Annotated in this window: 11 protein-coding genes; 6 read left to right on the plus strand and 5 right to left on the minus strand. The window is 57.9% G+C overall.

The window, feature by feature from the left end; genetic code table 11:
- The first annotated feature begins 5 nt into the window (after positions 1-5).
- The 3 genes from ACEQWH_RS02190 to ACEQWH_RS02200 are packed head-to-tail and all read left to right on the plus strand — an operon-like array spanning position 6 to position 2,514.
- Complete coding sequence (locus ACEQWH_RS02190; protein WP_370227895.1) at positions 6-1,130, plus strand: cobalamin-independent methionine synthase II family protein; 1,125 nt, start codon at positions 6-8, stop codon at positions 1,128-1,130.
- Positions 1,127-1,822 carry an alpha/beta fold hydrolase gene (locus ACEQWH_RS02195; protein WP_370227896.1) on the plus strand — a complete coding sequence of 232 codons (696 nt, stop codon included), beginning with the start codon at positions 1,127-1,129 and terminating at the stop codon, positions 1,820-1,822. Before ACEQWH_RS02190 ends, ACEQWH_RS02195 begins: the two co-directional genes overlap by 4 nt.
- Positions 1,819-2,514: an RraA family protein gene (locus ACEQWH_RS02200; RefSeq protein ID WP_370227898.1), complete on the plus strand. Its 696-nt coding sequence runs from the start codon at positions 1,819-1,821 to the stop codon at positions 2,512-2,514. Before ACEQWH_RS02195 ends, ACEQWH_RS02200 begins: the two co-directional genes overlap by 4 nt.
- Before the next feature lie 137 nt (positions 2,515-2,651).
- Here the strand turns inward: ACEQWH_RS02200 and ACEQWH_RS02205 are convergent, their stop codons facing one another.
- The 5 genes from ACEQWH_RS02205 to ACEQWH_RS02225 all read right to left on the minus strand — a co-directional run bounded on the left by ACEQWH_RS02205 (position 2,652) and on the right by ACEQWH_RS02225 (position 8,468).
- Complete coding sequence (locus ACEQWH_RS02205; RefSeq protein WP_370227900.1) at positions 2,652-3,884, minus strand: Tm-1-like ATP-binding domain-containing protein; 1,233 nt, start codon at positions 3,882-3,884, stop codon at positions 2,652-2,654.
- 9 nt (positions 3,885-3,893) lie between these two features.
- Positions 3,894-5,378, minus strand: coding sequence for an aldehyde dehydrogenase family protein (locus ACEQWH_RS02210; RefSeq protein WP_370227902.1), 1,485 nt, complete (start codon positions 5,376-5,378; stop codon positions 3,894-3,896).
- Positions 5,379-5,384: 6 nt separating this feature from the next.
- The gene (locus tag ACEQWH_RS02215; RefSeq protein ID WP_370227904.1) at positions 5,385-6,902 is read right to left on the minus strand and encodes a tripartite tricarboxylate transporter permease; all 1,518 of its coding nucleotides are present in this window, start codon (positions 6,900-6,902) and stop codon (positions 5,385-5,387) included.
- A 12-nt stretch (positions 6,903-6,914) separates the two neighbouring features.
- The gene (locus ACEQWH_RS02220) at positions 6,915-7,454 is read right to left on the minus strand and encodes a tripartite tricarboxylate transporter TctB family protein (protein ID WP_370227906.1); all 540 of its coding nucleotides are present in this window, start codon (positions 7,452-7,454) and stop codon (positions 6,915-6,917) included.
- A gap of 69 nt (positions 7,455-7,523) precedes the next feature.
- On the minus strand, positions 7,524-8,468 hold the full coding sequence (locus tag ACEQWH_RS02225) for a tripartite tricarboxylate transporter substrate-binding protein (RefSeq protein ID WP_370227908.1): 945 nt from the start codon (positions 8,466-8,468) through the stop codon (positions 7,524-7,526).
- A gap of 115 nt (positions 8,469-8,583) precedes the next feature.
- Here ACEQWH_RS02225 and ACEQWH_RS02230 point away from each other — a divergent pair, with 115 nt between their 5' ends.
- The 3 genes from ACEQWH_RS02230 to ACEQWH_RS02240 are packed head-to-tail and all read left to right on the plus strand — an operon-like array spanning position 8,584 to position 11,605.
- Entirely contained in the window at positions 8,584-9,393 is an 810-nt protein-coding gene (locus tag ACEQWH_RS02230) for an IclR family transcriptional regulator (protein WP_370227910.1), read from the plus strand.
- Complete coding sequence (locus tag ACEQWH_RS02235) at positions 9,390-10,736, plus strand: aminotransferase class III-fold pyridoxal phosphate-dependent enzyme (protein WP_370227912.1); 1,347 nt, start codon at positions 9,390-9,392, stop codon at positions 10,734-10,736. Before ACEQWH_RS02230 ends, ACEQWH_RS02235 begins: the two co-directional genes overlap by 4 nt.
- Before the next feature lie 11 nt (positions 10,737-10,747).
- Positions 10,748-11,605 carry an MBL fold metallo-hydrolase gene (locus ACEQWH_RS02240; RefSeq protein WP_370227914.1) on the plus strand — a complete coding sequence of 286 codons (858 nt, stop codon included), beginning with the start codon at positions 10,748-10,750 and terminating at the stop codon, positions 11,603-11,605.
- Positions 11,606-11,666: the final 61 nt, after the last annotated feature.

The following is an 11,666-nucleotide window of genomic DNA, read 5'->3' on the forward strand; positions in this document are numbered from 1 at the left end:
TCGTCATGTCCAAGATTTTGACAACCCACGTTGGCTCTTTGCCCCGTACTCAGGACGTGGTGGATTTCATTTTTGCTCGCGAACACGGCAAAGACTACGATCAAGACGCATTTGACGCCTGCATGACTGCCGCCGTCAGCGAGACAGTGCGCAAGCAGGTCGCGTCAGGCGTGGATATTGTCAGTGATGGCGAGACCTCTAAGATTTCTTATGCGACCTACGTCAAAGACCGCTACACCGGTTTTGACGGCGACAGCCCGCGTAATGCGCCTGCAGATCTCAAGCAATTCCCAAGCTTTCTCAAGCGTTTGGCGGATGACGGCGGCACGCCACAATACGCGCGACCTATGTGCGTTGGAGAGGTGAAATCCAAAGGGCAGGGGGAATTGCAAAAGGATATCGCCAACCTGAAATATGCGATGGCGGAACAGGGGGTCGAACGGGGCTTTATGAATGCTGCGTCCCCGGGCGTGATCTCACTTTTCCTGCAAAATGATCACTACGCCACGCGCGAGGCCTATCTGGCGGCTTTGGCCGATGCCATGAAAGAGGAATACGAAACCATTGTGGCATCGGGACTGGATTTACAGCTCGACTGCCCGGATCTTGCGCTATCGCGTCACATGCTGTTCAACAATCTGTCCGATGACGAGTTCCTGAAGATCGCCGCCTCCCATGTCGACGCGCTGAACCATGCTCTGCAGGACGTGCCTGCGGAGAAAGTTCGTATTCACATCTGTTGGGGCAACTACGAAGGCCCGCATGTCTGTGACATTCCGATGTCCAAGATGTTTGACACGCTGATGTCCACAAAATCGCGCTACGTGCTGTTTGAGACCTCTAATCCACGTCACGGTCATGAATGGAGCGTGTTCCGTGATCGCAAGGCCGACATTCCCGATGATAAAGTCCTTGTGCCCGGCGTCGTCGATACGACCACAAATTTTGTGGAACACCCCGAGCTTGTCGCAGAACGTGTGTCCCGCTTTGTGGACATCGTAGGCGCCGACCGTGTGATCGCAGGGTCCGATTGCGGGTTTGGCACGTTTGCTGGCTTTGGCGCCGTCGATCCCGATATCGCCTACGCCAAGCTGAACGCTCTGTCCGAAGGCGCGGCATTGGCTGGATGACGTCACTTGTTCTGATCCCCGGAATGATGTGTGATGCGCGCCTCTTTGGGCCGCAAATTGACGCATTTTCAGGGGATTACGACCTTTTCCTCGCGTCGATCTCGCAAGAGGCGAGCGTTACCAAACTGGCTGAACGTGTGCTGGCGAATGCGCCAGACAGCTTCGCCGTTGCCGGCCTGTCGATGGGCGGCATCGTCGCGATGGAGATGCTGCGCCTTGCACCTGATCGCATAACCCATCTGGCTTTGCTGGATACAAATCCGCTGGCTGAAACCGAACAGGTCAAGGCGACACGCGTGCCGCAAATGATGGCGGTGCGGGAGGGCGGGCTTGCCGATGTGATGCGCGAAGAAATGAAGCCAAAATATCTGGCGCCGGGTCCAAGCAGAAAACAGGTTCTGGATCTTTGTATGGACATGGCGCTACGCCTTGGCCCCCACGCCTTTCTGCGCCAGTCCCGCGCGCTAATGGACCGGCCAGATCAATCTCAGACGCTGCGCGACTGCAAGGTGCCTGCCTTGATCCTCTGCGGTCGTCACGACAAACTCTGCCCGATCACGCGGCACGAATACATGGCTTCGTTGATGCCGCATGCGGCCTTTGATGTCATCGAAAACGCGGGCCATTTGCCCACATTGGAAAACACTAAAGCAACGAACCAAGCGCTTGCGCGCTGGATGGAGTCCTCATGAACAGCGATCTTCTCAATCTTTTGAAAAAGGTAGACACCCCAACAGTTTGCAATGCGATTGAGGTGGTCGAGGGCAAACGCGGGTTTAACCAATTCACCCGCGGCACTATGCTGTCGAGCGCCCCAGACGAAGGCGCGATTGTGGGCTTTGCCAGAACCGCAAAAATCTCTGCCATCGCGCCACCCGCCGAGCCGCCCGAGGTCATAAAGGCGCGCCGCATGGACTACTACCGCCACATGGCCAGCGGCCCGCGTCCTGCGATTGCGGTGGTTGAAGATGTGGACGGGGCAGAGGCCATTGGCGCCTATTGGGGCGAAATCAACACTTCGATCCACAAAGGCTTTGGCCTGAACGGCGCACTTACCAATGGCGTCATGCGGGACTTGGGTGACTTGCCAAAGGGCTTCCCCGTCATCGCGGGGTCAATCGGCCCAAGCCATGGGTTTGTCCACGTCAAAGAAATCGCAACAGAGGTCACGATTTTTGGCCTGACAATCCATGACGGAGACTTCGTTCACGCAGACCGCCATGGCGCACTTGTTGTGCCCGCGCAGCACTTGGATCACTTGGCGGCCAGAATTCAAAAGCTTTTGGACACCGAACGGATCATCTTGGACGCGGCAGCTGACAGCGATTTTAGCTTTGAAAAGTTTGAGGCAGCTTGGGCAAAGTTTGAAGCATCTAGGACTTAGGGTTTGAACTTAGGTTTGCTCAACTGGAAACGGCTTCGTTTCATTAAGTGCGACCTGAGCGACAACGTTCACTAATTCCCCTGTCGCTAAGTGTTCCAGAGGGTCATACCGCGCCTGTCCGCCTCCGAAACCGCAACCTAACGCCTGACCGTTCCATCGTCGCACCATGCGTCGAAGATCTCGAGGGCTTTGTCTGCGAAGGCTGCATCGTTGATGTGGCTCGCGATGCGGTGGGCTTGGACCGTTTCGGGCAGGGTCTTTTCAAGTTCCGCCAGAAACGCCACAAGGCCGTCTGGGTTGTGTAGGTCGGCGCCCTCTCGGTCCCATTCGCCCAAACCGAGTTCCGGCAGGATCAGGGCCACGGGCCCTTTGGCGGTGGCCAATTGGGCAGAATGCGCACGTGCGACCTCTTTGACCTCGGGGGCTTGCAGCACGATCGAGGTCAGCAGGCGGTTGTGTTCGTGCTTCATGTGCTCGGACCATTTGGCATCCAGGGGTTTCCAGCCAACCACGTCCACCAGATCATAACAGCCCGGCGCCACGATCTGGGGCGTTGCGGTTGCGCCAGCGTTGGTCAAGCGGTCTGCGCCTGCAGAGATGTTGGAGCCATGGATGTGGTTGCCCAATTCCTGCGTGCAGAAATCCATCACACAAGCGAAAGCGCCCTGGGCGGCAAGGCTTTCAAACGCGCGTCCGCCCATGCCGGTGGCGTGGAAAACGGCCACTTCGAACCCGCGCGCTTCAAGCGCGGGCTTGAGCGGGATCACATACTTCAGCGCTGATGTGCCAAGCGACATCATCCCGATCAGCGGCTTGTCCGGGTCTGGCATCTGCACCGCGCGGGCGGCTCCCAAGACGGCACCTGCCGCCTGAGACAGCGACGCTTTGCAGACGGAGTTCAGCCCATAAAGGCCGCCCGCCCACAAGATCATCTGCGTATCGGCCGCCAGCCGTTCTGCGGGGATCAACGGTGAAAACGACACGGTTGATACAATGTACTTCGGAACCCCAAGGGGCAGGGCCGAGGCAACATCAAGTGCCAGATCGGTGCCCATTGTGCCGCCCAAGATGATGACGCCGTCAAAGACACCCTCGGTGTAAAGTCGCACCGCCAGCAGGCTTGCGCCCTTGGCCATGATCTGCATGGCGTGGTTTTCATCGCCGCTGTCGATGGCGGCTTGGATCGTGCCGCCCCCTTCCTGCGCGACGTCATGTTTTGAATAATCCGTGGGTTTTGAGGGCTCGCCAAGCACAGAGACGTCCATGGTGACGACCTTGCCGCCCTGATCGCGGATCACGCCTGCCAAAAAGGCAAGCTCGTCGTCTTTGGTGTCGTAGGTGCCTACGACCAGAATTGTCTTGTCAGCCATCTGTGTCCCCTAAAGCTTGATCCACGCGGTCTTGAGGTTCACGTATTTCTCTATCGCATGCAAAGATTTGTCAGATCCGTTGCCTGATTGGCCGAACCCGCTGAGAGGCACTGTGCCATCGGCGCCGCCATAAGTATTGATATGCATAACCCCGCTGCGCACGCCGCGCACCATGCGGTGGGCGCGGCCCAGGTTGGACGTCCATGCAGCACCAGCAAGGCCATAGACCGTAGAGTTTGCCAAGGCGATGGCCTCTTCCTCGGTTTCAAACGGGGTGACGGCCAACACAGGGCCAAAGACTTCTTTCTGAGCCAGCGTTGCGTCGCGGCTCACGCCTGTGACGACCGTGGGGGCCATGTAATAGCCGCCAGTGTCCTGCAGAATGCGGTCGCCACCGGTGACGATCTTGCCACCTTCGGCGGTGGCGGTTTTAACAAAGCCCAGATTTGCCGTCAGTTGGCCTTCCGAGTTTATGGCGCCAATGTGTGTGTCGACCTTCAGCGGGTCACCGACGCGCATCCCCTCGGCTGCTTTGGCGACGGCTGCGACAAACTCATCGTGGATCGAGGCTTCGACCAACAGGCGCGATCCGGCCACGCAGACCTGACCAGAATTGCGAAAGATTCCCCCGGCAGAGACGTTCGCGGCCTCGTCCAGATTGGGCGCGTCTGCGAAGACGATGTTGGGGGATTTTCCGCCAAGTTCCAGATAGACGCGTTTCATATTCGAGCGCGCTGCGTACTCCAAGAGCCGCCGACCAGTGGCACCCGACCCGGTAAAGACCAAGACGTCCACGTCCATCGACAGGCCCATCGTCTCGCCCACAATGCGGCCTTCGCCTGTGACGGCATTCAGGACACCCTCGGGAAGCCCTGCTTCAAGCGCAAGTTCGGCCATTCGCATCAGCGACAGGGACGCGGTTTCCGATGGTTTCAAGACAACCGAATTGCCCATCGCCAGCGCTGGGCCAAGCTTCCATGCGCCAATCATCAGTGGGAAGTTCCACGGAATGATCGCGCCCACGACCCCGACGGGCTCTTTGTGGATCATGCCAAGAATGTCAGACGAGGTCGGGGCGATCTCGCCATAGATCTTGTCGAGCGCTTCCGCGTAATAGCGGATCGTGGCGGCGGCCGAGCTAGGCTCTGCCTTGATCGCCATGCCGATTTCAGTGCCGTTGTCGCGCACGCCGAGGACTGCCAACTCAAGCGCGTTGGCCTCGATCAGATCGGCCCATTTCATCATAACTTTTTTGCGGGCGGCAGGCGGTTGGTTCGCCCAACGCCCGTCTTCAAAGGCTGCGCGGGCCGAGGCAATTGCGGCCTCCATGTCGGCCGCTGTGCCTGCGGCTGTGGTCGTGATGACTGTTCCGTCGATGGGGGAAATGATATTCATTGTGCCTCCGTCTGATGCGGGCACATGTTTGCCGTCAATCAGATGGAAAAACGGCGCAATGGGCTGCGCGCGCAGGGCATCAATTTGTGTCTGGTCCATTCGGGATTACCTTGTTTGGCTGTCGTGCATGTCGTGGTCTTCGTCGGGCTGGTGGGCACGCCATTCCTTGATCAGGGTGCGCATGTGCAGCGCCAGCACGAGAACGATGAGGCCAAAGAGAATGGCCGCAATCGGGCGATCGATCATATCCAGTGGAGTCTTTAGGCGCGGCAGGGCCGAGCGCAGCTTGACCTCCATAATTCCTCCCAGAACCATGCCAAGGATGATCGGAACAATTGGCAGGTTCAAACGTTTCAGGATCAAGCCGAATACGCCAAAGCCTGCGGCAATCATGCAGTCCGTCAGCGAGTTGCGCAGCGAATAGACGCCCACAAAAGACAGCAGCAGGATCATCACGCCCAGGAAACGGGTCGGCACGCGGATGATTTTGGTCAGCAGGTTCGTTGAGAACAGCAAGAACACTATGACAATCACATTCAGGGCAATCAGCGCGAAATAGAGTCCGTAGACAAGGTCGATGTTGTTCTGAAACAGCTGTGGGCCGGGAATGACGTTGTGGACATAAAACACCGACAACATCATCGCCGTTAGCGCTTCGCCGGGAATTCCAAGCGCCAGCAGGGGGATCATCGCTGCTGCCGGAACCGCGTTGTTGGCCGCTTCCGAGGCGATCAGGCCTTCGGGCGATCCTTTGCCAAACTGGTGGGGCGTTTTCGAGGTTTTCTGCGCATAGGTATAGGACATGAACTGCGCGGTGAATTCGCCAGTGCCGGGGATCATGCCAAGCACCACGCCAAAGCTTGACGCGACCGTCGCCACTCTTTTGTGTTTCAACAGCTCTTTGATGCCTGCCGTCATTTTGCCGGTTACGGGCTTGGCGTCGGGACTGGAATCCGGCGCGGTCAAAAGGAAAAACGCTTGGCTAAGTGCAAAGAGGCCAAGGACGACAACGATTAAATTCACACCCGAGGACAGGAACGAGTACCCAAAGGTGTAACGCTGTGTATAGGTGACAGCATCCAGCCCGACGGTTTGCAGAAAGATGCCCAGCATGGCCAGCATGCCGGCGGCAAAGATCTGGCCGCGGTGCGCAAGGATCACAAGGATGATGCCCAAAAGGGCGGCCAGAAAGATTTCGCGCGATCCAAACATCGGCGCGATGAAGGCCAAGACAGGGGACAAAAGGATCAGGCAAAGAATGCCAAAGATACCGCCCCAGAAGGATGCGGAATAGGCGATGGACACCGCACGATGGGCCTCGCCTCGTTTTGTCATCGGATAGCCGTCATAAGACGTCAGCGCATTGACGGCAGTTCCCGGTGTGTTGATCAAAACAGCAGGGATCGCGCCGCCATACATCGAGGATCCATAGATCCCCAACAGCATGGTCAGCCCGACGATGGGCTCAAACGAAAAGGTGGCTGGCAACAGGATCGCAATGGCCACTGCGGGGCCCACGCCCGGGATTGCGCCAATGATGACACCCCCGATCGAGCCGACAAACAGCGCAAGCATGACGTCCCAACGGGCAAGCATCTCGAGTCCGGCAAGCAGGTTTTCCATGTCTAGATCCGATCAGAAATAGGTCAGCATGATCTGGCGCAGCCCGTCGGGCAGGCTCTCATAGATCAGGCCGGACGGAAGGTTAACCTTCAGCGTCGATTTAAACAGCACAACAATGACCCCCGCGGCGACCGCCGCAGCGATGAGGGGCGAGGCGCTTCGATAGCCAACCCGCAGGGCCAGCGCGACGGCCATGACGACTGTCGTTGGCAGATATCCCGCGTATGGCACGACAAGCGCATAGGCTATGAACCATCCGGCATATTCAATCGATGAGAGCCAAAGCCAAACCTCTTGCCAGCGGCCGTTAATACGCTCTGAAAGGGCTGATCCCAATAGATGGAGCGCCGCAAAAAGCGACATGGCGCCAAGGGAAACGGCAGGCCAGAAACGCGGTTGCGCAAACAGCTTGCCGCCGTTGCGCCACTGGGTTTGATCCGCCAGTTGGGAAAGCAAAAAGACAGATACAATCAACGCAAACCAGGCAAACACAATGTCGCCCGGCCTGCGGTAACGCTTGAATAAAGACTGTAGCGTTTTCACGCGTGACATAGGGGTATCCGTTCTTGAAAGGCCAAGCGGCCAAGGCGCGCAAAGCGCCTCAGCCACCGGGAAGAAGCCTTAGTTGGCAAGCATATTGCCGATGCGGTCCATCGTTGCGATATCGCTTTGGATCTGCGTGACGACCTCGGCGGCTGGCTGCCAGTAGACAGCGGCGCCCGTGTCGGCGGCCAGTTGTTGTGCACGATCTGACTTCATGGTCTTTTCTGCGACCGCGATGATTTTGTCCTGCACGTCTTGTGGCGTGTCTGCATGGACAAACAAGCCGTTCCACAGCGCAACATCCAGATCAGGTGCAAGCTCTGCAACGGTTGGCGCATCAGGTGTCAGCGGGATGCGCTCTGAGCCGATCGAGGCCAGAACAGTCACGCTATCAAGGCACGGCAGGATCAGTTGCAATGTGGTGTTGATTACGTCCACGTCGCCAGAGGCCAGAGTGTTGCAGTCCAGCGCGTCAAATGCCGCGTCTGCTGCAAAGGCAAAGCCCATCTCTTTTGCCAAGCCCATGGTGACCTGCGTTGGCACCAGTGGCGCGCCGAAGTGACCCAGCACAACGTCATTGTCTGCAGCATGCGCTGCCAGTTCTTCCATCGTGCCATATGGCGCATCCCCGTTTGTGGCGATGACGAACGGATATGTCAGGAAGTTGCCCAGGGGCACGAAAGGATCAGGGTTCAGCTCTGGAATGCCGATCTGCGGACCCACGACCGGGATCGCGATGATGAAAGAGCCGATGGTATAGCCATCCGCCGGCGCATTTGCGACGTCAATCGCGCCGGGGAAGGGGCCGCCACCGCCGCCTGGCTTGTTCACAACAGCGGTTGGCACGCCATAGGCCGCAGAGAAGTCTTCGGCGATCATGCGGGTCAATACGTCCTCAAGGTCACCCGGAGGCCAAGGGACGACAAACTCGACCGGCTTTTCTGGATACTCGGCCATCGCTGTGCCCGCGACGGCGGTCAGCGCCAGCGCCATGGCTGTAACGGAACTCGTTAACTTATGCATTTCATTCTCCCGGTTGCTGGTTCACTTATTGAACCGATGTTTCATAAAAAAGGTTGCCTTGTTAATTTTGGTGTGTCAAACTTTTTTTGAATTCAGGTGAAAAGAGATGCAAAGAATGTCCTCCACAGCAAAGGCGCTTTCGCTGCTGAAGCATTTTTCAACAACGCTTCCCGAAATCGGGTTGTCTCAGCTGTGCCGCATGGCTGGGCGCGATAAGGCGACGACCTATCGCTATCTTCAAGCGCTTGAAATTGAAGGGTTTGTTGAGCAAAATCCGGCAACGAAACAGTACCGTCTTGGCCCGGCTGTCATACAGATGGCGCAGGTGCGAGAGGCGACCGTTCCTCGCAAATCCTCGGCCATGAGCGTTTTAACAGCGCTTGTTGAGGCGACCGGAGAGACGGCGCATGTAACAGTGTTGTCGGGGACTGCGCTCTATGGCCTGTGTGAATGCGAATCCCAGCGCCACGGCACGCGGGCGGTCATCGACAACAGCGTTTTTCCACTGCACGCCACGGGATCAGGCCTTTGTGTGCTGGCCTATAGCGGGGACGATCTGCTGAAGGTTGCCACCAAAAACATGGAGGCGTTCACGAAATCAACGCCGACCACCGAGGCGGAACTTGTTGATTTGATCGCAGCCACCAAAGCAAGCGGTTTTGGGATTGGCGATCAAAGCTTTGAGGATGAGATTAAAGGCATTGCAGCCCCGTTGTTTGACCACACCGGGCATCTAGCCGGGGCGCTGTCTGTCGCGAGTGTTGCTGCCCGTTTCACTCCTGACCTTGAGCGCACAATCAAAGCAGAACTGATAACCGCCGCCCGCCAGATTACCCGGAACTGGGGCGGCGCAGTCCCCGCAGCCGTCGAAGCTGCTTGGGCCACGTCCGTCAATCAATCGACCGAATTGGATACGACCACATGAAAGACTCAAACTTCCTTAAGGAAAACAACGCCCGCTTTATGTGGCATCCGATGACGTCGCCAGAGGACAGCGCGGCGCAGCCCCCCAAGATCGTCACGCAGGCCGATGGTGTGTGCATCACGGACATAGATGGCCACCGTGTTGTCGACGCGGTAGGGGGCTTGTGGAATGTGAACCTTGGCTATTCCTGCCAGCCGGTGAAAGACGCGATTGCCAAGCAGCTGGATACGCTGCCGTATTATTCGACCTTCCGCGGCACTACGAACGACGCTGCGATTGAGTTGTCCTATGAGCTGAGCGAGTTCTTCGCACCTGACGGGCTGACACGGGCATTCTTTACGTCGGGCGGATCTGACAGCGTCGAGACGTCTTTGCGTCTTGCACGTCAATACCACAAGCTGCGGGGCGAGCCGGGTCGGACCAAGTTTCTTAGCCTGAAGAAAGGTTATCACGGCACTCATATGGGCGGCGCGTCGGTGAACGGCAACGCGAACTTCCGCAACGCCTACGAGCCGCTGTTGCCGGGCTGTTTCCATATTCCGGCGCCTTATACCTATCGCAACCCTTTCAATGAAACCGATCCCGAACGGCTGGCGCAGCTTTGCGTTCAGGCGCTGGAGGACGAAATTGCCTTCCAAGGTGCGAATACAATCGCCGCCATGATCATGGAGCCGATCCTTGGCGCAGGTGGGGTGATCCCGCCGCATCCGTCTTTCGCGCCAGCGGTGCGCGAAATTTGTGATCGCAACGGCATCTTGCTGATCACCGACGAAGTAATCACGGCTTATGGCCGCACTGGCGCATGGTCTGGTGCGCGGCTTTGGGGCATTCAGCCGGACATGATGGCCACCGCAAAGGCGATCACCAACGGGTTCTTCCCGTTTGGAGCCGTCATGCTGGGCGAGCGGATGATCGAAGCCTTCGAAAAAAATCCCGACGCCAGAATTAGCCATGGCTATACCTATTCCGGCCACCCTGTCGGTGCCGCCGCCGCGATTGCCTGTCTGGCTGAGACCAAGCGCCTGAACGTCAAAGACAATGCCGCAGCACGTGGCACGCAATTGTTTGAAGGGTGCAAATCCCTGATGGAAAAATACGATATCATCGGGGATGTGCGGGGCGGATATGGTCTGATGACGGCAATGGAAATGGTGAGTGATCGCGCCACCAAGAAGGTCATCGATCCGGTGACCGCATCGAAAATCCAAGAGACGGCCTATCAAAACGGTGCGATTGTACGCGTGTCTGGCCCGAACCTTATCCTGTCGCCGTCGCTGGTTCTGACAGAGGATGACGCAAATACGATCCTTGCTGCGCTTGACGCTGGTTTTGCGGCGGTGTGAAGGGCTTGGATATGACACAAGACTATGTGTGCCTGCTGGGCACTAAAGGGGGGCCTGCCGTGCGGCCGGGCTCCTCGCTGCCGACCTCAAATCTGCTGTGCCTGGATGGGCAGACCATCGTTGTGGACTGCGCCCTTGGCGTGACCAAAGGGTTGATCGATCAAGGCATGCAGCTGCGGGATCTGTCGTTGATCTTTATCAGCCATTTGCACTCGGATCATTATCTAGAGCTTGGCCCGCTGCTGCATACCTCATGGACGTCTGGGTTGAAAACACAGGTCAATGTCTATGGCCCTGCGGGGCTTGATGCGTATTGGGACGGTTTTCTGGCCTCGATGGAGGCGGATATTGATCTGCGTATCGAGGACGAGGGCCGCCCCGACCTGCGCGATCTGGTGACGTTCCACACGATTGATGCAGGCCATGTTATGGGTCAGGGCGATATTGCGGTGTCTGCGATCCGCACGGCGCATCCGCCGTTGGTGGATTGTTTTGCGTTCTCGTTCAAAACGGCGCGCAACCATATTGTGTTTTCCGGCGACACCGCCCCGATCCAAGCGCTCGAAGACTTTGCGCGTGGCGCTGATCTGCTGATCCACGAAGCGATGCTGGAGGCGGCGTTGCCTGCGCTGCTAGAGCGGGTCGGGAATGGATCAGACCGGTTGCTGACCCATTGGCTGCGCTCGCACAGCTTTGCCCATGATGCCGCACGCACAGCGGCGAAGGCCGGGGCAAAGCGTTTGGCGTTGTCGCATTTGATCCCGTCTGACGATCCCACGTTCGGGCCCAAAGACTGGCAAGAGGCCTGCGCGGGGCACTATGACGGCGAGTTGATCGTCGGAAGGGATGGCCTGCGGATCGATCTATAGAAGGCCTCACAGCGAAGGTTGGGCGCGCTTTCGCGGGTTTTGCCGCGTGACGGCCGCGCTT

The sequence above is a fragment of the Cognatishimia sp. genome, assembly GCF_964229375.1.
Lineage (GTDB): Bacteria > Pseudomonadota > Alphaproteobacteria > Rhodobacterales > Rhodobacteraceae > Cognatishimia.

Bases quoted from the DNA above. Each gene is read 5' to 3' on its own strand.
- ACEQWH_RS02190 (WP_370227895.1), top strand. From the start codon at position 6: ATGTCCAAGATTTTGACAACCCACGTTGGCTCTTTGCCCCGTACTCAG.
- ACEQWH_RS02195 (WP_370227896.1), top strand. From the start codon at position 1,127: ATGACGTCACTTGTTCTGATCCCCGGAATGATGTGTGATGCGCGCCTC.
- ACEQWH_RS02200 (WP_370227898.1), top strand. From the start codon at position 1,819: ATGAACAGCGATCTTCTCAATCTTTTGAAAAAGGTAGACACCCCAACA.
- ACEQWH_RS02205 (WP_370227900.1), bottom strand. From the start codon at position 3,884: ATGGCTGACAAGACAATTCTGGTCGTAGGCACCTACGACACCAAAGAC.
- ACEQWH_RS02210 (WP_370227902.1), bottom strand. From the start codon at position 5,378: ATGGACCAGACACAAATTGATGCCCTGCGCGCGCAGCCCATTGCGCCG.
- ACEQWH_RS02215 (WP_370227904.1), bottom strand. From the start codon at position 6,902: ATGGAAAACCTGCTTGCCGGACTCGAGATGCTTGCCCGTTGGGACGTC.
- ACEQWH_RS02220 (WP_370227906.1), bottom strand. From the start codon at position 7,454: ATGTCACGCGTGAAAACGCTACAGTCTTTATTCAAGCGTTACCGCAGG.
- ACEQWH_RS02225 (WP_370227908.1), bottom strand. From the start codon at position 8,468: ATGCATAAGTTAACGAGTTCCGTTACAGCCATGGCGCTGGCGCTGACC.
- ACEQWH_RS02230 (WP_370227910.1), top strand. From the start codon at position 8,584: ATGTCCTCCACAGCAAAGGCGCTTTCGCTGCTGAAGCATTTTTCAACA.
- ACEQWH_RS02235 (WP_370227912.1), top strand. From the start codon at position 9,390: ATGAAAGACTCAAACTTCCTTAAGGAAAACAACGCCCGCTTTATGTGG.
- ACEQWH_RS02240 (WP_370227914.1), top strand. From the start codon at position 10,748: ATGACACAAGACTATGTGTGCCTGCTGGGCACTAAAGGGGGGCCTGCC.